The following is a 22,767-nucleotide window of genomic DNA, read 5'->3' as shown; positions in this document are numbered from 1 at the left end:
TTGTTTTTGACTTATTCGGACTCTTTTCCTGTGCTGTTGTATTTTTGATTGGCTCCAATGGAATCTACCTCCTGATTGTTTTGTTCTTTCAAGAAAAGGACTTGACTGTTATTTCAGATAATTCTAAAGACTTTTTAACATGCCGAGCAAAGGATAAAGCATGTGTTCCGTCCCCGTGAATACAAACAGTATCTGCTTTTAAAGCCACATCTGTGCCTTGTTGGGACAGAACCTTCCCTTCCTTCACCATGCGAATGACTTGCGCAACGGCATCATCATCGTTTTCGATCATTGCGTCCTTTTCCAATCGGGAAGTCAATGAACCGTCATGTTGGTAGGTACGATCGGCAAATACTTCACTCCCGGTTTGCAATCCGATAGCCTGTCCGGCACGTATTAATTCACTGCCCGACAAACCAAATAAGATAAGCTCGGGATTCACTTTATATACAGCTTCGGCAATGGCCATGGATAACTCTTTGTTCTTTGCGGCCATATTGTACAAAGCCCCATGCGGTTTCACATGCTGCATACTTCCGCCTTCGGATTGCAGAAAGCCATTTAATGCACCAATTTGATAGACGACAATATCATAAGCTTCCTGTGGTGAAATATTCATATTGCGCCTGCCAAATCCTATTAAATCCTGTAAACCTGGGTGGGCTCCGATTTTGACATTTTTCCCTAAAGCAAGCTGAACCGTTTTTCTCATGACTGTCGGATCACCAGCGTGGAATCCACAAGCTACATTGACAGATGTTACATAATCCAAAATCTCTTGATCATTACCAATACGGTAAGCGCCAAAACTTTCTCCTAAATCACAATTCAAATCAACCGTGTTCATACGATCCTCTCCTTTATTAACGAAAATTTCAGTAAATAATCCATATGAATATGTAGGTACTCTTTCATTCACTCATCACTATAAGTTCCGAAATTCGGAATTCCAGTTTCGTATTTCGGAATATTCTCATTCTATCATATTCTAATTATTTCGACAATACTTTGTTAGATAACCTGACATTAAAGTTGGATTCAAGAAAAGCCCTTAATAAATATAAGCAATAAAAAGAACCGTTGTTTCCTTTGGAAGAAAGCAACGGCCATGATTAGAGCATTAAAATATTATGACATTCAATTATTGAATCGATTAATCGAAAACAATGAAATATCTTCCTGGCTAGTACCGGAGATAATCAAGTCACTCAAAATTTCACCCATGACACTGCTGAATTTAAAACCGTGTCCAGAGAAACCCGCTGCTATAGCAATGTGTGGATAATGAGGATGTTTATCCACTATGAAATGCTCATCAGGGGTCATGGTGTAGATGCAAGTTTTCCCATATTTCATTTTTTGATCGGCAGGCATATATTTCCGTAAAAACTTCACCAAATCACCCTCATCATCATCCAAATCACCAAACCCTTCAATACAGCCATCAGGATTTATAAGGTTTCCTCCATCATGTCTCCCTATTTTCAATCCGGAACCATTTATACTAGGAAAGCCATAGTATGTACCAACTGAAGTATCAAAAGAAAAAGCCGGAAAATCATTATGATTATATAATTTTTCATTTGCATGAAACCAAGCAAATGTTTTTCTAATGGGTTCTAGCGGCAGATTTAAATCTAACATCGCCAGTATTTTCGGGGCCCATGCCCCAACTGCAACCACTAAAGATTCTGAGTGGAATGACTGTTCATCCGTTATAACCGTGACCCCATCACCATGAACTACTATGTTCCTTACTTCACTGTTTACAATGATGTCGGCACCATTAGAATTCGCGAGTTGTTGATACGCTCTTATGCACTCTTCACTTTTCAACACGCCCGAAGTCGATTCATAGCACCCAATGTAATCTTCTGGCAGTGTTATACCAGGCCATCTATCATGAATTTCATGTGAATCCAAGATTTCCATAGGTAAACCATATTCCTTTGCCCCCACTTTCACTTGATTAATGAAAGTGGAATTTTCGCTTCCAGCATTCAGGACCCCCGTTGGAAGAAATAATTGTTCCCCCGAATTTCTTTCCAAGTCACCCCATAGCTTTTGGGCTTTAAGTGCCAACGAAACATACTCCCTTCCTTCACCATAAGCATGTCTAATAATTCTTGTTTCCCCGTGATGGCTGCCCTTATTATGAGGAGGAGCAAAGGAATCCAATAATAATACTTTTTGTCCTTTTTTTGAAAGGTAATAACCTGAAGACATTCCCATAGATCCAGCTCCAATTACAATTACATCATAGTGCATCTTACATCCCTCCTCTTTTAAATATGAACCTTCATTTTAAAAAAAGGAAGCCACTTTACCTTATAAAATAAAGTAAAACAGCTTCCACATGGTTTTTAGAACTCTATTTCCCCGATTTTCATTTCAACGAGCTTCACTATTTCTCCTTCATGAATTTGCCGATAAACCGCTTCAATGTCAGGATGGAAAAAGCGATCTTCTTCAACCATCGGGACTTCGCTCCTAACTAACTGATATACCCCCTCCGTGACCGGTGACGGTTTCAATGGCAGATGAAAATCCATTGCTTGCGTTGCCGTCATCAGTTCAATGGCTAAAATATATTCAAGTTTCTTCGAAATCCGATACGCTTTCTTCGAAGCGAAATAGGCAAAACTTATCACGTCTTCTTGATTTGCGCATGTAGGGATATTATCTATAGTGGCTGGATGCGAGAGCACCCTGATTTCGTTTAGTAGCCCGGCAGCTGTATATTGTGGAATCATGTAGCCACTATTTAACCCTGGGTTAACCACTAAGAAATTAGGTAATTCACTAAGGTGATGGTTTACAAGCCGATCAATTCTGCGTTCTGTTATTTTTGCTAAGTTTGCTAGCGCTATGGACATCGCATCCGCGTATATCCCAACAAATGAACCATCAAAATTTCCAGCCATTAGTGCCATTCCATCTTCCTCTTCCGGAAAGATCAGAGGATTGTCACTTACGGAATTCATTTCATTCTCAATCGAAACTGCAGCGTCTTTCAATACTCTTTTTATCGCTCCATGGGCTTGTGGAATGCATCGTAAACTAAGTGCATCTTGTAATCTATGATCCTTGTATGTATCAATGATCTGGCTACCTTCAAGAATCCTTGTTACATTTCTGGCTGTCTTTGCCTGTTCCTCATGTTTTTTCAATCCATGGGGACGGGGATCAAATGCTTTTATTGTCCCTTTTAGCACTTCTAAGGAAATAGCTCCCGTAATGTCCGCGGTTTTCGCTGCTTGCATGCTATTGTATAAAGCCAGAACGGCCATCGCAGTGACGGAAGGAGTTCCGCTTATAAGAGCCAGTCCTTCTTTACACCCAAGCGTAACTGGCTTCAATCCAGATTGCGCTAACGCATCCTTTCCCGGGAGAAGCTCATCGTTGTACCACGCTTGCCCCTCCCCGATCACCAATAAGGACATGTGCGCTTCAGGAGACAGATACCCCACAGACCCCTCACCTGGAACATAGGGAAGTATATCGTGATTTAACAGTGAAGCGATCAGCTTTAAAACTTGTAAACGGACTCCTGAATAACCCTGGCCCAAATTCACAAGGATCATCAATTGAATGGCTCTAACGACTTCTTTTTCAAGGGTTTCCCCTACTGAAACAGCATGTGAACGAACAATATTCCGTTGAAGGGTTTCTGCGTCCTGTGGAGAAATCACTTCTGTCATATTACTGCCAAAACCAGTCGTTACACCGTAAATCAATCTATTATCATCTAAAAACTTTTCTATTAAGTTTCGCGATTTATTTACCCTTTCACAATATGTCTCAGTGAAAGTAACTTTTGCACCATATCTTGCAACCGCAATTACCTCTTGGATCGAGATGGCGCCATCCCCTAGTGCCACCTCTTTAATATCCATAGGATGTGAACAAACTGTAGTTGTCATCCTTACACATCTCCTCTCATATGACTCATCAAGAAGGAGAAAAAAGTTTTGGTCCTTCTCATTTATTGCTTTTAATCTTATGTTATTTTTTCATTTTTTGTAAAGGGAATATCGGTTTCCTTCGGAAGGTGCCCCGCTTCAAGTAAAGGATTACTGGCATCATTAAGGGAAAGCGATTTTGTCTCAGGTGCCCAAGCGATCGATACGATCAATCCGACCAGCAGAATGGCTGCCATTCCTGCCATTGAGGCACTTAATCCAAATGAACTTAAAGAAACAGGCAGCAGAAATGTTCCAATCGCAGAACCAATTCGACTAATTGCCGTAACCATACCTATTCCCGATCCACGAATCTCAGTTGGAAAAAGCTCGGCTGGGTATACTAATGTAAGGTTCGATGCTGCCGACATGAAAAAAGTAAAGATCAAAAAGGCAATCAACATTAAGAATTGAGAACTATTGTGTAAGAAGCTGAGTGAAAACAATGAAACTGTAAGGATTGTAAATGCCCCGATGGTAAATCCTCTACGAGAAAATTTTGCAAGCAACCAAAGACCAACAATTGCCCCAACAAGCAAGAATAGATTCAGCATCGTATCGGCAAAAAAGTTTTGTTCAAAACCCATTGTACTTAGTATGGACGGCAGGAAAGTATAAATAGCAAAGTACGGAATAACAAGAGTTAATTTGAATATTCCACCAAAAGCCATGCGCTTACGAAGCTTTTTACTGAAAAGTCCACGAAACCCTAAAGTCTTTTGGTTTTCAGTGCCAGCCGTCATTTCTCCCATTTCAACGTTCGGTCCAAGGTGTTTTTTTACAATCTGGCGAGCTTCTTCGACACGTCCCATGCTGACAAGCCATCTTGGTGATTCGGGCGTTCCTATTCTTAAGATTAAAACCACTATAGCTGGAATGGCAGCACTGACAAGCATCCAACGCCATGAGTCTGAACCACCCTGTCCCAGGTAATGACCAACAAAGTTTGATGCTACATATCCAAGCGTCCATACTACGTTTATGGACGCGAGGAGCGAGGAGCGATACTTTTTTGGTGAAAACTCGGCGAGTAAAGTAGTACCGACAGCGTAATCTCCTCCAAGTCCAAAACCGATTAGCAACCGTAAAATAAAAAGCTGTTCTGGACTGCTGACAAAAAATTGTAAAATAGTAGCTACCGTAATAAGTAAAAAGTTTACGAGAAAGATTTTCTGTCTGCCTACACGATCGGAAAGTCTTCCAAGTATTAAAGATCCTGCAAAGAGACCGATTAAAGCAGAACTGCCGATCAGTCCTGTCCACATCGCATTCATATTCATTTGAGGCCCGAATACTGTAAGGGCCATCGCGATGATCCCAAGTGAATAGCCATCACAGAAGCTTGAACCGAATGTAAGTCCTGCAATTCGAAAATGAAACTTGTTAAATGGGGCATCGTCAATAGTGTATTTTTGTTCGTTCAAAGAATTCCCTCCATTTTTTTGATTTATCAGATTTATGGATCGAAAAAAATTTTACTGCCATACTCCGGTATTGAACCTGAAATTATATGAATGGATTTCAGTACACACTAAATGATGACATTTTACTGACCTTCCCAACAAGGAATGTACATCTGCATGCATGTTAGACAACTAGCACTTACAGGTAGTTTTCATTTTATGGTTGAGACTAGTACTAAAATTCAGCAAAGAATATTATGAAATAGTAATCTTTTTATGATTTATTTCAACCATTATACTATTTAATTTCTATTTCATTATGGAACATATAGTTTTAGGATTCGATCAATTGTTTATCATTGAAATAAATGACTTCACTAAGGATTTTACAGCCTTCTATTCCCTCAAGTTTATCCCTAGCTTCCTTTTCTGTGGTAAACTCAAACATTTTTATGCCATTTTTCGAATGGATAGTGATTACCCACATAAAATTCCCTCCACATGGAAGATTAATTTCCCGATTTCCTGAAACGCTTTCATTTAATTTCACTGTAAAGCAGTAAAGCATTGAACGCTGCCAATGGGTAGGATGATAAAACACCATCCTACTATTCAACACCATTACATGTGGATAAATACTTCTAAAAGCCTAATTCATCTGGTGAAATGGAAGATCAAGCCCTTATCTTTTTTAGTGATTCTTAAAGGCGATTCAGGCATCGGATGCTCCTCTTGTAAATTTCTTCTGAAAGTGAAATACATAATCCGTAATCAATATAAATCCATTTATGCCTTATCTTAGCTAACCATATTATTGGTGGTTTCCGATGAGTTTCCTTGCTTGCCAGGCTTCACGAAAACCATGGCTATCATGCCAATCGTGACGGCTATTGATGCTGCAATAAACATGGCATTATATCCATATATGGCGACAAGACTTCCTGTCAAGGTAGGGGCAATAATGGTAGCCAGATTGGCAATGAAATGAGTTACCCCGCCAAATGTTCCAGCTTTATTCGGTTCTGTATCCAGAACCACGATCCAATAAATGGAATTCGGTAAATAATTAAAGGCATTTCCTATACACATTAAAGCAAGTACGGCCGCCGCACTATCGACAGTCGGAATCAACATAAAACATACAGCTGTACAAAATAAGGAGACTACTGTGAACCAAGATCTGGCAATACGTAAATTCCCTGTTTTTCTACGTAATATATCCGAGATTTTACCACCTAATAATCCAGTGATAATAGCTCCTACCCAGGGAATCATGCCAATATATGAAAGAGAAGAAAGTGAATAATTAAATTCATCTTGCAAATATTTGGGTGTCCATGTAAGTAATAAAATATTTACATATAAAAAGGCAAAATATCCAATTGCATTAAATACTAACGTAGGGTTTTTAAAAAAATGGTACCATGGTACATTTATTTGTTCGTCTAATTTCGTCTCACCTTTTATTAAAATATCTGCACTTCGAATTTCTTCTAGCTCGGTTTTCGAGACTCTTGGATGATCTTCAGGTAAGTTTGTAAATACCTTGTTCCAAATTGCTACCCAAATAAAGCCTAATATACCGAGAATAACAAATGTTACTTTCCAGTTAGTGTATGTTAGAAGACCTACTACGACGGGTGCAGTAATTAATGCTCCAATTGGCGTTCCAACTAATCCAAGCGCTACAGCAAACCCTTTTTCTTTAGGAGATACCCAGTTTGCCATCGTTTTGTTCATCGTTGATAATGTAGGTCCCTCAGCTAAACCAAATAATACACGAAACACCGCAAATCCTGCCAAGGCAGAGCCTCCAAATAATGCTGCACCTATGTGACCTGCGAATATTGTCCCAATTTCAAAAAAAGACCATGTCGTTCCGGCAATGATCCACATGAATTTAGGACCTTTCTTATCTGCTAAAGCCCCACCAAATAGTGCACCGAATATATATCCATATCCAAAATACCCCAGGATCGCCCCCCAACTTACTGGATCTAAATTGAACTCCTTGATTATTTCAGCTTGGGCATATGAAAGTGCACCTCTATCAATATAATTTATGATTGTAATAACAATGATCATAAAAATGATAAAATAACGATAGTTATTTCTCAACATGTAATCACTCCTTGATGTTTGTTAGAGAGCAGCAATACTGACTGATTTTAAAACATAAAAACAGTTATCTTAAAACCCTAAATCTAGTCTGCATTATACCGCCATGAATACCCTGGTCTTGACTGTTTCACCCCCCATAGAGAAGCTCTGATCAAGACAGAAAAAATCAATTTGCATGACAATCGGATACTGGCCAAATTCTAGTAAAATTTTAAAAAACCCATCAGCAGGCAATCCACCATAGGTAGAAGCATAAATACCAGTGCAACTGAAATATCAGATACATTTCTTGCTTTGACAACTTGGAATACTGTTAGATCAGGTTGTACGTATCAAAGCCTTTTTACATCCGCCAAAATTCCAGCGGATATAAAGAGGCTCCTGATACATAGATAGAAGTTCATTATATGGGCGTTTCATGAGAGATCCGGTCAACCTAATGATGGGTCGATGGGTATAGCCTCTCTTCTTTTAGTGAATTTTATAGACCAGTCAGGCTTTTGGAATCAGTCTTCACTTTATCATTCACTACTTGCACACCATTTTTCCAAACAGACTTAACGTGATTGACTCCAAATAAATATTGCAACTCCTGATAGTTTTCAACATTCCATAAAACGACATCCGCTTGTTTTCCGACTTCAAGCGATCCGACCCTTTCTTGCCTGTTGATTGCACAAGCAGCATTGTATGTCGCCGCCGTCAGAGCTTCTGCAGGGGTAAGCCGCATCGAAATGCATGCCAGGTTCATGACAAGCGGCATGGATGTCGTCGGCGAAGATCCGGGATTGCAATCGGTCGAAATGGCAACAGCCACACCTTCATCAACCATTCGTCGTCCAGGGGCCGCTTCTTCTCGTAAATACAAGGCGGTAGCTGGAAGCAAACAGGCAATGGTGCCTGATTTCGCCATAGCAGTAATCCCCTCATCGGAAGCTTTTAACAAATGCTCAGCTGAAATGGCTCCTATCTTCGCAGCTAATTCAGCTCCACCGTATGGCTCAATTTCATCAGCATGAATTTTAGGGATCAAGCCGTACTTTTTCCCCGCATTTAAAATCCGCTCTGATTGTTCAGGGGTAAAAACCCCCTTTTCACAAAAGACATCATTGAATTCTGCAAGCTTTTCTTCTGAGACGATTGGAAGCATATCATTAATCAGATGATCGACAAATTCATCCTCACGGCCTTTGTAATCCTTTGGAACCGCATGGGCACCCATAAAAGTAGGAACCAGATCAATCGGATGATCTTCCTGTAACTTCTTCATCACCCGCAACTGTTTCAATTCGGTTTCCAAATTCATTCCATAACCGCTTTTACCTTCTACTGTAGTCACACCATGAGCGAGAAACGAATCAAGTCGTCGCATGGTTTGCTCCATCAATTCTTCTTCACTTGCTTCCCTTGTCATGCGGGTGGTAGCATGAATGCCCCCACCTGCGTTCATAATGTCCATATATGTTGCGCCTTCCAGACGCATTTCAAATTCACGTTCCCGACTCCCGCCATATACAACATGCGTATGTGGGTCAACTAGCCCAGGTGTCACCAAATGACCAGTTGCATCAAAGACTTCAGCTTCATGCATTCTATCTGCATAGAGTTCTTCCAATTCTTTGGTCGTACCGACCGCTTGGATCAAACCAGATTCCATCCATATACTTCCATCTTCAATCAACCCAAGCTCTGACATTGCCTCTTTGGAACGAGGACCTTTCCTATCAGAGGTAAGGGTTGCAAGTTGAGCGGCATGTTTTATCCAAATTGGTTTTGTCATTATTTATCAATTCCTTTATCAAGCATCGGGATATTAATACCTCTTTCACGTGCTGTTTCCTCTGCCAGTTCATATCCTGCGTCAACATGACGCACTACACCCATCCCAGGGTCAGTTGTCAACACTCGCTCAATCCTGGCTGCTGCTTCTTTTGTGCCGTCTGCCACAATTACAACGCCTGCATGCATGGAGTAACCCATTCCTACGCCGCCGCCATGATGTACTGAAACCCAAGTTGCACCGCCCACAGCATTCACCATTGCATTTAAGATCGGCCAGTCAGCCACAACATCGGAACCATCCTTCATTGCTTCCGTTTCACGATTCGGCGAAGCGACAGAGCCAGAATCCAAATGGTCACGCCCAATCACAATCGGGGCCTTCAATTCACCGCTTGCAACCATATCATTGAGGATTTTACCAAAACGGGCGCGCTCCCCATAACCAAGCCAGCATATGCGGGAAGGCAGACCTTGGAACTGAATTTTTTCTTGAGCCATTCTGATCCAGTTACATAAATGTTCATTATCAGCGAATTCGCGTAAAATGGCTTGGTCTGTTTTATAAATATCTTCTGGATCCCCAGATAAAGCAACCCAGCGGAATGGACCTTTACCTTCACAAAATTGTGGACGGATATAAGCTGGAACGAATCCCGGGAAGTCAAAAGCATTCTCTACCCCTTCATCTTTCGCAACTTGACGGATATTGTTGCCATAATCAAACGTCACGGCTCCTTTTTCCATCATTTCAAGCATCGCTCTAACATGTTTGGCCATTGAAGCTTTAGAGAGTTCAATATACTTTTCTGGATCCGAATTTCGTAATTCTGCCGCTTCCACCATTGACAGGCCTGAAGGAGTATATCCATTTAGCGGATCATGGGCCGAAGTCTGATCCGTCAAGACATCAGGGATGAAGTTCCTTGCGATCATTTCCGGTAGAATATCTGAAGCATTCCCAATCAAACCAATCGATAATGCTTTCCCTGCAAGTTTAGCTTCATTGGCTAAACGAATGGCTTCATCCAATGAATCCGTTTTCACATCGGTATAACGAGTCTCAATCCTCCTGTCAATTCTCGTCTCATCTACATCGATCCCGATACAGACACCACCGTTCATCGTAACTGCAAGCGGCTGTGCCCCTCCCATTCCGCCTAAACCTGCCGTTAGTGTAATGGTGCCTTTTAACGAGTTATTGAAATGTTGTTTTGCAAGCTCCGCAAAGGTCTCGTATGTACCTTGTACGATCCCTTGAGATCCGATATATATCCAGCTGCCTGCTGTCATCTGCCCATACATCATCAATCCTTTTTTATCAAGTTCATGGAATGTTTCCCAGTTCGCGTATGCAGGCACGATATTTGAATTTGCAAGCAGGACACGTGGTGCATCCGAATGCGTTTTAAAAATGGCCACCGGTTTCCCTGATTGGACAAGTAAAGTTTCATCTTCTTCAAGCTCTTTTAGTGATTTGACGATTGCATCAAAGCATTCCCAGTTACGAGCTGCTTTCCCAATCCCTCCGTATACCACCAAATCTTCTGGACGTTCAGCAACTTCAGGATCCAAATTATTCATAAGCATTCTAAGCACTGCTTCTTGTTGCCATCCTTTAGTATGCAATTCTGTTCCAGTATAACGGATAACCTTGTTTGTAATCGTGTTCATTTTCATTTCCCCCTTGTTTTTGTTATATATTCATTCTATAAGAAAAATTCAGAATAATTAATTATAGTTTAATGATTATTTTATAATTTATTTTACATTTTTGTAGTTAACTTTATTATTTTATGATTAATTTCACGAATTACATTGTTATGAAATAAATAAAGGTTGTTTTCACATACTTGTTGCTATTTACCAAGTAATGCGGTGTGGTTGATTTCCCCTCCAGATGCTCGCTTTCCGCGGGGCGGGCGGTGAGCCTCCTCGGCGTGAACGCCTGTGGGGCCTCACCTGTCCCGCTGCTCCCGCAGGAGTTTCGCACTTCCGCTCCAATCAACCTTAAATCGTTTCGTTTTAAAAACAACAATCTTTAGGAAAAGAGCCTAAATAAAAAAGGACGATTCATTTATTGAATCGTCCTTTTTTATAATCCAGACCGATATGCTGATGGTGTACAACCTTCAAGCAGTTTGAATTTGGCATTGAAATAAGTTTGATGTGAATAACCGGCTAATTGTGAGATTTCCTCCAGTGATAAATCCGTTTCCTTTAATAAACGTTTAGCTTCCCTAATTCGAACTTGATGCAGAGTATTTCGAAAAGACTCGCCGGATTCAGCTGCAAAACGACGGCTGAGTGTGCTTTTATTGATACGCAGAGTATCTGCACAACTCGCTAGATTCCACTGGGCGTCCCAATAGTTGGACTCGATCAGCTCCCTTGCTTTTTCGCTAAGTGTGCGTGCCCCTTCCTGTAATTGTCCATGATCTTGCAGAAGCATATGGGTAGTGAACGCATGCAGCTCCTTTACTATTTGATGGATGACAGGTTTATGTACAATTTGCTGAAATACATCATAGTATATTGCTTCTAGAGAAGCATTTTGCAAGTCGTATGATTTCATATGCCTACGAATCTGTGCGAGTACGCTTGTAAGGCGGATACGAACAATTTCCGGGTCGGGGTATGGTCGTTCAAAAGTAAGGAATTCACGCTCAATCCAGTTCCTGATGGCTTTTGCATCCCGCCTTTCGAGCATTTCTATCCAAAGTCTTTGTTCAAGGGGAGTGAGGAATGGATCCATCTCTCGAGGCGAAGTCTGTTGACTTTCGGCTAAAATGATATCGTATCCATCGAAAAAGATTTGTCTCGTAAATTCACGTGTTTGCTGATACATCCTTTTTAAAGATTCATCTGAAGTTGCCGCTTTTATTATGATGGCAAGGGGCTCATCCATTCTTTCTTTCCAGTGGGCAAGGAACGCTTGGTACTCTTCCTTATATACCTCATTTTCCTTCGGTTCCTGGACACATAAAATAAAATCCGATAAAGCGAAGATTTGATTCTTCCCAGTAAAAGAATATCGTTGCAGTTCATCATAAACCAAAGGAAGGGTCTTGTTATCAGGTGTCAAAAAAGCGACCATGGTTATTCGGCTTTCATGCCTCCGGTCTGTCAAGAAAAAATCCGGATATCCAATATCCAGAGCATTCCCACCATCCATGGTGTTTGTCGAAAGAAGCCCTGGACCATTTCTCAATTGAAAACGCAATTGTTGGATATGTTTTACCAAATCCGCCGAAGAAAAAGGGCGGAATAAAACATCTTCAGCACGAAAACGTAAGGCTCGATAAGCCGTTTGAAAGATTCGCTCAGATGATATGCCTAACCATCGTATTCCCTTCCGCTTTAACGAAACACCCATCGCCTCACTTTCATCCGTCCAAATATCCATATCCAAAATAACGAATTCAGGATGCTGATTGCGTATGCCCTTATCAAATTCTTCAATCGTTTTCCAAAAGATCAGTCTAACTCCCGTTAGGTGGGACTCCACTATCCAACGAATTCCTTGAGCCTCAATCTCATCTTTCGCCACCAAATGAATTTCCACATCATCACCTCATTTCTGCTGTTATTCCTGTAATGAATAAATATGAAGTCAGTACTTGTTAAGAAAAGGAATCTTGTCTTTCAAAAGCACTTGTATCTCATCTCCATTCTAATCCCGCCGAAAACCACAAACAAGTCTTATTGGGCAGAACCTTCGATTTAGATTGGATTTTGACATGCTTAACCGGTATTTTCATCCCAATATGGATTTCCTATATGAAAATATAAGGCTGTTTTCGCATACTTTGTTGCTATTTACCAAGTAAAGCGGTGTGGTTGATTTCCCCTCCAGATGCTCGCTTTCCGCGGGGCGGGCGGTGAGCCTCCTCGGCGTAAGCGCCTGTGGGGTCTCACCTGTCCCGCTGCTCCCGCAGGAGTCTCGCACTTGCGCTCCAATCAACCTGAAATCCAATATAAAAAGAAACATCATTGAAACGTTATGATTTCCAATGATGTTTCTATTATTGTCACTTTTAATCTTCAATACATTTAGAACCTTTATAATTGATTGATATTGACTTCAACTTCTTCTACGATGTTTTCATTTGAAGCACTTGTCAATTTTAATGATAATAGGGTGATGACTCCTATCATAAGTAATCCGGATAAAATAAACATCCCTTGAGTAAATGCAACAGTTCCGAGAATCATCGGTCCTACAAAACCGCCTAAAGCTGCAAATGAATTGACTATGGCTATTCCAACTGGCGCAGTGGACTCAGTGAAGAAAAATGTCATATAGGCAAAGAAACATCCACTGAACCCGTATAACCCGAAAGATGTGATTGTTAACATAAGTACCATCATAAAGACACTATCGGAAAAGCCGCACCCGATAAATCCGACAACTGCTATCATGAGGCAAACGAGCAAATGTGATTTATGTTCATTGGTCCGATCTGAATTCCAGCCTACAAACATAATGGCAGGTATTCCGACTAATGATGGAATCATCGCTAACCAGCCAATTTCTAAATTGGTTGTTGCATTTTCCGATAAAGATTTTATAATGGTTGGCATCCAGAATGACAATCCATAGATAGATGTGTAACCTGCGAAATAAAAAAGGGCCAACTTCCAGATTTTCAAATCTTTCAGCATATCAAGCTTAGTGACTTTATTTATTTTCGAACTAACCTTTCTTTCCGCACTCAATTCCCCTTCTAACCATTCACTTTCTTCCTTAGATAACCATTTAGCGTTGGTCGGTCTATTAGTTAAATAGAAAACAACAACAATTCCGATCATAATGGCCGGAATGCCTTCAAGGATGAACATCCATCTCCAGCCTGCCATACCGAACCAGGAAATATTGTCAAGAATCCATGTCGACACAGGTGCACCAATCAATCCGCCAATCGGTAGGGCTAAAAGCAAAACCGCTGTTGCCCTTCCTCTTTCGCGGGCCCTGAACCAATAAGTTAAATACAAAATTATACCTGGGAAAAAACCAGCCTCGGCGACACCTAATAAAAAACGGAGAATATATAAATGCATCGTTGTTTGCGCAAAACCTGTCAATATTACCACGAGTCCCCACGAAATCATTATACGGGCAATCCATATCCGAGCTCCCACTTTATGCATGATCATGTTGCTTGGAACTTCAAAGAAGAAATAGCCTATAAAAAAAATGCCGGATAGCAATCCAAAAACTTCAGCGGATAAGGCTAATTCTGCATTCATTTGTAAAGCAGCATAGCCTAAATTGACCCTGTCCAAGTAAGCAATGATGTATAGGAGCAAGATAAATGGAAGAATACGTTTCATCGTTTTACCGATCGTTCTTTTCTCTATTTCGCCAATGGAATGATTCATGATTATTTCCTCCCTTTTCATGCTACAATTTCCCAAAAAATAATTCGTTTACCGCACATCTCTTCTCCTGTTTCCCGACACTCTGGTTCATTCATAGGACCAACAACTTATCCTGATACCACTTCCCTCCATTTACATTTACTGAATCCAACAACATTTTTGTAAGCGCTTTCTAAATATACAAAATGAAATTAAGAAAGCGTTGTGATTATTGATGATCTACGTTAGATTAAATAGACCACCAATCAGTTAACTAGACTGTAGTCTGATATTAAACTAAGAAGGAATATTCTGTCAATTATCATTTGGAGGTTTTTTATGATTGAACCCAGAAAGAAACAGCTTAGGGGAGAAAAGACTCGTGAAAAAATTTTAAAAATATCTTTAAAGCTATTTAGCGAAAAAGGTTATGATAAAGTTACCGTTGACGAGATCGTGAAAAAAAGCGGCACATCAAAAGGGTCATTTTACCAACACTTTTCAGCGAAATCGGACATTTTTTTAGCGAGATTCATAGAAGTCGATGATTACTATCGCGAAGTCTTCCGTTCGTTCCCAGTCGATATGGACGCTACCGAGAAATTGTTTATTTTCATACGCAAATTGATGCGTTTTCTGGAAGAAGAAATGGGCAAAGATTTAATGAAAGTGATTTACAGTTCCGCTTTAGATTCAAAAGAACATACTTATTTTTTAAATTCGAATCGCTCACTCTTCCAAATTATTCGTTCATTAGTTGAAGAGGCGAAAGAACAAAACGCCATTGGCACTGATCAATCAGTTAACGAAATTTCACAACTTATCACCCAAAGCCTGATGGGAATCATCTATCATTGGGGATTAAACAACTCAGAACAAAGCTTGGAATCGCTATCCATACCGCTAACCAAAACAATCATTGATGGGCTGAAAACGAAGAACTAATACATAAATCAAAGGATTCGTTTTCAATCACACTGAATGGTCAGGGTAACTCCATTAATCTATAAGTTCATACATTTTCATTATTCAAATGAGTGTCAGGCATATTAAACGAGGAGTCGAAAGCTAGATATCATGAAACAATTTTTCTTTATCATCCTATATACACTATTATTTGGATTATCACTGCAGGCTTTTAATTTCAAGCTTGACCACCCTATTGCAGAAGATATCAGCCGTCTGATGCCAGTTAAAATGAAAGCGATAAAGGCAGAAGATAGTGAAGAAGCAATCAAAATGGTCGTTTTGGATGCCAAAAAAAACGATGATCCCATTTCCATTGCCGGTATGCAACATAGCCAAGGAGGTCAGACATTATATCCAAATGGGATCCTGCTCGATATGAAGCACCATGATAAAATACTTGATTTAGATGTAAAAGAAAAACTCATCACGGTCCAAAGCGGAGCAACCTGGGCTGCTCTTCAGGAATATATCAACCCATATGGACTTGCACTGAAGGTCAGTCAATCTCAAAACATTTTTACCATTGGCGGTTCATTGAGCGTTAATGTCCATGGCCGCGATATCCGTCATCATGCCTTGATAGAAACCGTGGAATCTTTTAGGTTGCTTAACGCAAAAGGCCAAATCCTAACAGTGAGCCGCGAAGAAAATTCTGAGCTCTTCCATTCGGTTATTGGCGGGTATGGTTTGTTTGGAGTAATACTCGATGTAACACTCCACCTTACCGATGACGAACTTTATAAAATTAAAACCAAATCACTCCATTATGATGAATATACTTCGTACTTTAAAAGAGAAGTTCTTCAAAACGATGATGTTAAAATGCATCTTGCAAGAATATCTGTGGCTCCTGGCTCCTATTTTGATGAAATGTATGTAACTGATTATCATAGAGCAAATGACCAAACACAGCTATCTAACTACAATACTCTCAAACGGGAAACGATCATTGCCGTGCCTAAATTCTTTCTTGGACTCTCACGTTATAATGACTGGGGTAAAGAAAAGTTTTGGGAAACTCAAAAAACCTACACGGCCAATATTGATGGTAACTTGGTTTCGAGGAATAATGTGATGCGGTCGGACTCAGCCTTTATGGATTACAGCAACCCCACCAAAACTGAAGTACTGCAAGAATACTTCGTTCCGATTGATCAATTTGCTGATTATATCGATGATTTAAGAAAAACCTTATCTGATGAAAAAGATTTTAACTTATTAAATATTACAATACGTTATGTGGAGCATAATGATGAATCACTCATGTCCTATGCCAAGGATGATATGTTCGCTCTTGTAATGCTCATCAATCAAGGGACTGATGACGAAAGTAAGGCAAACACCGGAAGGGTCATCCGAAACATGATTGATGTGACGCTTGACCATAACGGTAGCTACTATTTGCCCTATTATGGGTATCCAACCAAGACACAATTATTTGAAGCGTATCCGCGTACTGAGGAATTCTTTCAATTAAAGAAGAAATATGATCCTGATAATCGCTTCATGAATCTTTTCTATGAGGAGTATCATTCATGAATTATAACCGTTTTGTTTTTTACCAAGGCACTGTTGGAATGGCTGCCAGCATGATTTTCCCTTTTTATATTTTGTTAATCAAAAATGTAGGCACCAGTTATTCGCAATTCGGGTGGGCTTATGGAATATTCTCATTGACTGCAGCACTAAGCTATCCTTTAATCGGAAAATTCACTGACAAAGCAGGTGACAAAGCATTTCTCCTTTTCTATTCATGGGGGATGGCACTAATCCTTCTTGCCTTTCCTCTCGCATATGAAATTTGGCATGTCTATCTCCTGCAAATCATTATGGGGGTACTAGGGGCAGTACAAAAAAACACAGAAAAAACTGTACTTGCAAGGTATGTTACGAAGAAAACGGCGGGTGAGGAAATTGGAAACTACCATGTTTGGACATCCATCGGTGCTGCAGCTGCGGTGATTGCAACCGGATATTTAGTCGACTTTTTAACGATCGGCAGCATCTTTTACATTGCTTCCTTAATGTTTGCCTGGAGTGGATTCATTATAATGAAGATGGAAAAAATCACACCACAGCCGTTGGATGAATGAATGTAAAAACACGCCAGCCTTCTTTTGCAAAGACAGGTAACAGCAAAGCAACAGGCTCTCTTAACTAAAAGATTGCCTGTTGCTTTGTTTTTTATATAGTTTGGCCAGCCTTTGTGAATTCTCCTGCTTTTTTGGAAAAGCACTTGGAAAATGATTTTAATATAGGAATGTCTTAAAAATATATTAAGGGGTTAAAGCCCTAGTGAATATGGTGACACTCTCTTTGATAAAATCATCCAATGATATGCTTGGAAAGTCTGCGATGGTTTCTATCTCGTTCATATAAGCACCAAAATGCATCATCATAAATGATAAGGCTTGCGATTCAGGATTGGACCGAATGACTTTTCCTTTTTCCGACATTCCCCTTAAATAATTGGATAAGATCATCAATAATTGTTGAGGATGCTTTTGCATTTTTTCGTGTAAACCAGGCAAATTAACTTGCTCTTTCATTCCGATTTGAATCAGCTTTCGGTTATGGTTCATAATTTCATGATACTTTCGACTGATCAGAAGCAAATCCTGAGACAAATCAAAAACGAGTTTCCCCTCAAAAAGGCTTCTCATCTCTTCAGCATAATGAAATCGGTCAAACGCGGTTTCAAGAAGGTTTTGTTTGCTGCCGAAATGGCGAAATAGCGTCTTTTCGCTTAAACCCGCCGCATCAGCTATTTCTTGGGTGGATACGCCATTGTATCCTCTTTCTGCCATAAGATCTATAGCAGCGATCATAATTTTATCAGAAGTGTCTTGTTTTCTATTACCATTCATTTAAATACCCTCTATCATCAATCTTATGTCAGTATCGACTGACGTAAATATATAATATGACATTGTCATTGTCAAGATATCGCGGAACAACGAAAAAAAGAGCCAATCAGGGTTGGCTCTCTGTAGAGATATTTAGCATCTCACTCATTTATAAAATTTTATACGATCCTCAAGTGGTTTGAATTCTTTTTCACCCGGTTGAGCTGTTGGATTTCCAAATGGCATTTGCGCAATCAATTTCCAATTGCTCGGAACATCCCATTCTTTTTTCACATCATCATCAATTAGTGGATTATAATGCTGTAAAGTTGCTCCCAATCCTTCTGATTCAAGTGCAGTCCAAACAACTAATTGATGCATGCCTGATGTTTGTTGTGACCAGATTGGGAAGTTATCGGCATACGTTGCAAATTGTTCTTGAAGTGATTTCACAACAGATTCATCTTCAAAGAATAATATTGACCCATATCCCGCTTTAAAGGAATCCATTTTTTGTTGAGTTCCAGAGAAATCCCCCTCACCAACCGCCTTCCTTAAAGCCTGCGTCGTAATATCCCATAATTTATCATGGGCAGAGCCTGTCAAAACAACAAGGCGGGAAGATTGGGAATTAAAAGCCGATGGCGTGTGTTTTACCGCAAATTCAACAATTTCTTTAATTTTCTCTTCCGAAACTTGGACCTCTTTATTGATTCCATAATATGAACGTCTCTCTTTAATCGCCGTGTAAAAATCTTTTGTCATGATTCATTCCTCCAGAGCATTTTTTCTATTTCAAATGATTATTCCATTTATTATTTCTACCTGTTTTAGTATGGGCATAAACCAATATATCATTCGCTAAAGGTTGTCAATTATTCTTTAATGAATTCCTTGGTGCTTCTTACTGTATCAATGGGACGGACCAACTTTTCAATTTGATCCCTTTTCGGTTCCAAGAACGGTGGTAAAGATAACTTTTCCCCAAGCGTTTCATACGGCTCATCCCCCATAAATCCAGGACCATCCGTGGCAAATTCGAATAATATTTGCGGCGCCACTCGTACGTAAAGCGACTCAAAAAAGTGACGATCAACATAACCGGACGTATGGAATTGGAAGCTTTCCATTCGTTTGATCCATTCTTCCAGAACGGAACGGTCTTCAACACGGAAGGCTGTATGGTGAACAGTCCCAAAACCCTGCCGTGCCTGAGGAAGGATCGAATTATGCTCAACAATCACTTGTGCACCATTCCCACCTTCCCCTACTTCAAATAGGTGAAAAGATCCTTCCTTGTCTATTTCTTTGAATAATAGAACTTTTTCCATCATTTCTTTAAAATAATCGAAGTTGGCGATCCGAATGAAAATTGGTCCTAATCCTGTAATGGCATATTCCAGGGGAATCGGTCCTTTTTGCCAAGGAATCCCCGCTGCAACCCCTTCATTGTTTTCATCGGAAATCAATTGATATTGCTGATCATCAAAATCCACAAATGAAATGTTCTTTTTACCAAACTGTTCCTGGATCCCTGTATTCTTTACTTCCAAACGGTCGAATCGCTTAACCCAATACTCCAATGCCGCATCATTCGGTACACGGAAGGATGTTTTTGAAATCTCATTAGTCCCATGCACTCCTTTAGGAATACCAGGAAAATCAAAGAATGTCATGTCAGTACCTGGACCGCCAACATCGTCGGCAAAAAACAGGTGATAGGTTTGGATATCATCTTGGTTAACTGTTTTCTTGACTAAACGCATGCCTAATATATTTGTGAAAAATTCATAGTTCTTTTCTGCACTGCTTGTTATGGCCGTTACATGGTGTATACCTTTTAATCCATTCATAAATTATTCCTCCCATTAAAACGATTCAATTTTTGGATGTTCAGCTTTTGAATTAATCCCCAATATTTTTCCTTCAAGAAGAGTGGCTATTCATTATAGGGTTTGGATAAGGTTTCATTATTATCTTGAATTAATATATCTTTACTTAAAGATAATTTAACATGAATAAAATTCGCTGTCAACCACATTATCTCAAATTAATATATCTCAAAGTCAAAATAAATTCTAAAAAAATTTGTCAATTTTCAATTGAATTTAATTGTTTTTCGAAAGAATCATGGAAACAGAATGTTCTAAAGCAAATGCCATTCCGAATAGGGGTTACTGTCTATAGATATAATTCGCGGCAAAGACGATCAATCAGTTGTTTGTAAAATAGAATCAGTATTTCAATACAAAAGCCCACCAGGTAAAGACAAAACCTTTACGTGAGGGCCATTTCTTTTTGGTTACTTATTTTACATGACGGAATTCCGCTTGTTTTCCCGATGAAGAGTTAGCACCATCTTTTTCTTTTGACTTTTTAGAAGAAAGATAAACCCCTGCGAAAATAATCAGCAGGCCAATAATTACATTAGGATTAATCGCTTCTCCAAGCAGGACATACCCCCAAACCATAGCGCTTGCAGGAATAAGGTATGTAACCGTTGCGGCTAACTCTGGGCTGCCATTTTTATTAATGTAGAAATAGATCAGCTGGCCGAGCCCAGAGCCAAAGCACCCAAGACCGACTATGGAGAAAATCGTTAGCGGGTCCATCAACATCACTGGCTTAATCGGACCTGTTATTAACATCCCTATCAAACCGATAAAGGCACCCGTGAGCAGCGTAAACGTAGTAATGACCAATATGCTGGTACTGGAAAGAAATCTTTTCGTATATTGGCCGGCAAAACCATAACAGGTGGACGCAAGCAGCATTGTCCCGATCCCGATGAATTCCTTGCCGAAAAGCTGACCGACTTGAAAATCCATCAACACTAGAATTCCGAAAAAACCGATAAGAATGCCCATCCATTGTCGGGCGGTTAAAACATAAGAAAAAATGATAAATCCGATGATCCCCGTCCAGATCGGAGTGGTGGCATTAAGAATCGATGCCGTGCTGCTGTTAATCTCTGTTTCACTTAAAGCAATTAAACCCCATGCTAATCCGCAATTGAAGATTCCGACAACAACCAGCGCTTTCCATGGCAATCCCCAGTTGATTTCACTGCGCTTCCACCATAAAATGGGAAGCAGAACAACAGCACCCGCCAAACAGCGGAGAAACACAATCCCCCAAATTCCCGCTGGCGGGAGCAGCCACTTCATGAAAACGAACGATAAACCCCATATCAAACTAAGGCCGATTAAAGCCCCGTATAATCGAAGCATGATGTTCCCCCCTTCCTACTTTCTTATTATGACAAACATTGTTATGGATTTCATATAAAATCTTGCCATTTAAGAACTTGAAAGTTATTTTCCGCCAAATTGGATATAGAATAAACAAAACCTTATAAAGGCAAAAAAAATGCCGCAGATTTCGAATCAAATGAATGATGAAGATAAGCCATGCTTTTTCCTATTGCAAAAGAATGTTCGAACGATACATGCTGCTTCCTTTATCTTGAAGGTAAAACCATCAGTGAAATTGCCAAAATGATTAAACGAACGGAGTCAAAGGGTTGCAACCATGTGAATAAATATAAGTGCTGAAGGTCATAAAAAAGGCAAACCAGTCTATAGGCTTGCCTTAAAAACGCAGCATGTTATTTCGTTTCCTCCTACCGCCCGTTTATATTCAGTGCTAAATTTTGGTGTAATACATTTACTCCGAATTTCCTCTTCTATCTATAAGCTAATTCGATTGACTATACTAATGATAGTGATAGTAGTCCAAAGCTCGTATTACCTTTTCAATTATTTTTATGTTTGTCGCCTAATAAATCAAGTGACTACTATATTTTTACATTGGCATCAGAATTGACCATTATTTTCATGTTGGCTATGGCTACAGTTTCTCCGGTTTGTTTTTTTATTTCTTGGATGACTGTCACAACACCTTGATAGCCTTTTTCAAAAAGGTCAATCACCTTTAATTCTACATGTATCGTGTCCCCAACAAAAGTTGGGTTTATAAACCGAACTTTCTCCAAACCGTAAAATGCAACAACGATTCCCGGTTCAAAATGAAATAAGCCGGTTGCAACCGAAAGTATAAGCATTCCGTGGGCTATGCGTTGCTTAAATTGTGTATTTGCTGCATACTCCTTATCAGTATGGAGAGGAAACCAGTCACCGCTAAATGCAGAAAACATTACTAAATCAGCCTCGGTTATAGTACGTCCTTTCGACATCCATGTTTCTCCGATTTCATATTGATGAAAATATTTATTAAACATTACTTCATCCCCCTTTATTTGTGATTGAATCATCAGTCGGAAGATTCTGATATTAAATATTATTCACGAATAATTTTTTTCATTTA

The 22,767-nt window shown here is 39.8% G+C and carries 18 protein-coding genes; 3 read left to right on the top strand and 15 right to left on the bottom strand.

Features of this window, described 5'->3' with window-relative positions; genetic code table 11:
* Positions 1-88: 88 nt before the first annotated feature.
* The 10 genes from pxpA to QNH43_RS11760 all read right to left on the bottom strand — a co-directional run bounded on the left by pxpA (position 89) and on the right by QNH43_RS11760 (position 14,647).
* Positions 89-847: a 5-oxoprolinase subunit PxpA gene (pxpA, locus tag QNH43_RS11805; RefSeq protein WP_283917973.1), complete on the bottom strand. Its 759-nt coding sequence runs from the start codon at positions 845-847 to the stop codon at positions 89-91.
* Between the two features lie 290 nt (positions 848-1,137).
* Positions 1,138-2,268 carry an N-methyl-L-tryptophan oxidase gene (gene solA / locus QNH43_RS11800; RefSeq protein ID WP_283917972.1) on the bottom strand — a complete coding sequence of 377 codons (1,131 nt, stop codon included), beginning with the start codon at positions 2,266-2,268 and terminating at the stop codon, positions 1,138-1,140.
* 95 nt (positions 2,269-2,363) lie between these two features.
* Positions 2,364-3,923 carry a histidine ammonia-lyase gene (gene hutH / locus QNH43_RS11795; RefSeq protein WP_283917971.1) on the bottom strand — a complete coding sequence of 520 codons (1,560 nt, stop codon included), beginning with the start codon at positions 3,921-3,923 and terminating at the stop codon, positions 2,364-2,366.
* A 77-nt stretch (positions 3,924-4,000) separates the two neighbouring features.
* On the bottom strand, positions 4,001-5,386 hold the full coding sequence (locus QNH43_RS11790; RefSeq protein WP_283917970.1) for an MFS transporter: 1,386 nt from the start codon (positions 5,384-5,386) through the stop codon (positions 4,001-4,003).
* Between the two features lie 313 nt (positions 5,387-5,699).
* The gene (locus QNH43_RS11785; protein ID WP_283917969.1) at positions 5,700-5,852 is read right to left on the bottom strand and encodes a hypothetical protein; all 153 of its coding nucleotides are present in this window, start codon (positions 5,850-5,852) and stop codon (positions 5,700-5,702) included.
* Positions 5,853-6,163: 311 nt separating this feature from the next.
* Entirely contained in the window at positions 6,164-7,486 is a 1,323-nt protein-coding gene (locus QNH43_RS11780; RefSeq protein ID WP_283917968.1) for an MFS transporter, read from the bottom strand.
* A 481-nt stretch (positions 7,487-7,967) separates the two neighbouring features.
* The gene (gene hutI, locus QNH43_RS11775) at positions 7,968-9,266 is read right to left on the bottom strand and encodes an imidazolonepropionase (RefSeq protein WP_283917967.1); all 1,299 of its coding nucleotides are present in this window, start codon (positions 9,264-9,266) and stop codon (positions 7,968-7,970) included.
* Positions 9,266-10,939, bottom strand: coding sequence for a urocanate hydratase (gene hutU / locus QNH43_RS11770; RefSeq protein WP_283917966.1), 1,674 nt, complete (start codon positions 10,937-10,939; stop codon positions 9,266-9,268). The genes hutI and hutU overlap by 1 nt, the downstream gene beginning before the upstream one ends.
* A gap of 421 nt (positions 10,940-11,360) precedes the next feature.
* Positions 11,361-12,830, bottom strand: coding sequence for a helix-turn-helix transcriptional regulator (locus QNH43_RS11765; RefSeq protein WP_283917965.1), 1,470 nt, complete (start codon positions 12,828-12,830; stop codon positions 11,361-11,363).
* Positions 12,831-13,327: 497 nt separating this feature from the next.
* Positions 13,328-14,647, bottom strand: a complete 1,320-nt coding sequence (locus QNH43_RS11760) for an MFS transporter (RefSeq protein WP_283917964.1) — start codon at positions 14,645-14,647, stop codon at positions 13,328-13,330.
* Positions 14,648-14,965: 318 nt separating this feature from the next.
* Between QNH43_RS11760 and QNH43_RS11755 the strand changes: the two genes are divergently transcribed.
* The 3 genes from QNH43_RS11755 (at position 14,966) to QNH43_RS11745 (ending at position 17,688) form a co-directional block, all read left to right on the top strand.
* Positions 14,966-15,571, top strand: coding sequence for a TetR/AcrR family transcriptional regulator (locus tag QNH43_RS11755; protein ID WP_283917963.1), 606 nt, complete (start codon positions 14,966-14,968; stop codon positions 15,569-15,571).
* A 132-nt stretch (positions 15,572-15,703) separates the two neighbouring features.
* Positions 15,704-17,134 carry an FAD-binding oxidoreductase gene (locus tag QNH43_RS11750; RefSeq protein ID WP_283917962.1) on the top strand — a complete coding sequence of 477 codons (1,431 nt, stop codon included), beginning with the start codon at positions 15,704-15,706 and terminating at the stop codon, positions 17,132-17,134.
* Complete coding sequence (locus QNH43_RS11745) at positions 17,131-17,688, top strand: MFS transporter (protein WP_283917961.1); 558 nt, start codon at positions 17,131-17,133, stop codon at positions 17,686-17,688. The genes QNH43_RS11750 and QNH43_RS11745 overlap by 4 nt, the downstream gene beginning before the upstream one ends.
* Positions 17,689-17,871: 183 nt before the next feature.
* On the opposite strand, the gene QNH43_RS11740 is transcribed toward QNH43_RS11745, so the two are convergent.
* The 5 genes from QNH43_RS11740 to QNH43_RS11720 form a co-directional block, all read right to left on the bottom strand.
* A complete protein-coding gene (locus QNH43_RS11740) occupies positions 17,872-18,462 on the bottom strand; it encodes a TetR/AcrR family transcriptional regulator (RefSeq protein WP_283917960.1) in 591 nt (196 codons plus the stop codon).
* 144 nt (positions 18,463-18,606) lie between these two features.
* On the bottom strand, positions 18,607-19,206 hold the full coding sequence (locus tag QNH43_RS11735; protein WP_283917959.1) for a nitroreductase family protein: 600 nt from the start codon (positions 19,204-19,206) through the stop codon (positions 18,607-18,609).
* 110 nt (positions 19,207-19,316) lie between these two features.
* On the bottom strand, positions 19,317-20,294 hold the full coding sequence (locus QNH43_RS11730) for a ring-cleaving dioxygenase (protein ID WP_283917958.1): 978 nt from the start codon (positions 20,292-20,294) through the stop codon (positions 19,317-19,319).
* 453 nt (positions 20,295-20,747) lie between these two features.
* Positions 20,748-21,671, bottom strand: a complete 924-nt coding sequence (locus QNH43_RS11725; RefSeq protein ID WP_076368991.1) for a DMT family transporter — start codon at positions 21,669-21,671, stop codon at positions 20,748-20,750.
* A gap of 566 nt (positions 21,672-22,237) precedes the next feature.
* The gene (locus QNH43_RS11720; protein ID WP_283917957.1) at positions 22,238-22,681 is read right to left on the bottom strand and encodes a MaoC/PaaZ C-terminal domain-containing protein; all 444 of its coding nucleotides are present in this window, start codon (positions 22,679-22,681) and stop codon (positions 22,238-22,240) included.
* Between the last annotated feature and the right edge of the window lie 86 nt (positions 22,682-22,767).

It is taken from the genome of Peribacillus simplex, assembly GCF_030123325.1.
Classification (GTDB): Bacteria; Bacillota; Bacilli; order Bacillales; family DSM-1321; genus Peribacillus; species Peribacillus simplex_D.
This window is presented reverse-complemented; position numbering and strand designations above follow the sequence as displayed.

Coding starts and splice junctions, on each gene's coding strand:
- hutI (WP_283917967.1), bottom strand. CDS start 9,266: ATGACAAAACCAATTTGGATAAAACATGCCGCTCAACTTGCAACCCTT.
- solA (WP_283917972.1), bottom strand. CDS start 2,268: ATGCACTATGATGTAATTGTAATTGGAGCTGGATCTATGGGAATGTCT.
- QNH43_RS11735 (WP_283917959.1), bottom strand. CDS start 19,206: ATGACAAAAGATTTTTACACGGCGATTAAAGAGAGACGTTCATATTAT.
- QNH43_RS11725 (WP_076368991.1), bottom strand. CDS start 21,671: ATGCTTCGATTATACGGGGCTTTAATCGGCCTTAGTTTGATATGGGGT.
- QNH43_RS11750 (WP_283917962.1), top strand. CDS start 15,704: ATGAAACAATTTTTCTTTATCATCCTATATACACTATTATTTGGATTA.
- QNH43_RS11755 (WP_283917963.1), top strand. CDS start 14,966: ATGATTGAACCCAGAAAGAAACAGCTTAGGGGAGAAAAGACTCGTGAA.
- QNH43_RS11745 (WP_283917961.1), top strand. CDS start 17,131: ATGAATTATAACCGTTTTGTTTTTTACCAAGGCACTGTTGGAATGGCT.
- QNH43_RS11760 (WP_283917964.1), bottom strand. CDS start 14,647: ATGAATCATTCCATTGGCGAAATAGAGAAAAGAACGATCGGTAAAACG.
- QNH43_RS11720 (WP_283917957.1), bottom strand. CDS start 22,681: ATGTTTAATAAATATTTTCATCAATATGAAATCGGAGAAACATGGATG.
- pxpA (WP_283917973.1), bottom strand. CDS start 847: ATGAACACGGTTGATTTGAATTGTGATTTAGGAGAAAGTTTTGGCGCT.
- hutH (WP_283917971.1), bottom strand. CDS start 3,923: ATGACAACTACAGTTTGTTCACATCCTATGGATATTAAAGAGGTGGCA.
- QNH43_RS11785 (WP_283917969.1), bottom strand. CDS start 5,852: ATGTGGGTAATCACTATCCATTCGAAAAATGGCATAAAAATGTTTGAG.
- QNH43_RS11730 (WP_283917958.1), bottom strand. CDS start 20,294: ATGAATGGATTAAAAGGTATACACCATGTAACGGCCATAACAAGCAGT.
- QNH43_RS11780 (WP_283917968.1), bottom strand. CDS start 7,486: ATGTTGAGAAATAACTATCGTTATTTTATCATTTTTATGATCATTGTT.
- hutU (WP_283917966.1), bottom strand. CDS start 10,939: ATGAACACGATTACAAACAAGGTTATCCGTTATACTGGAACAGAATTG.
- QNH43_RS11740 (WP_283917960.1), bottom strand. CDS start 18,462: ATGAATGGTAATAGAAAACAAGACACTTCTGATAAAATTATGATCGCT.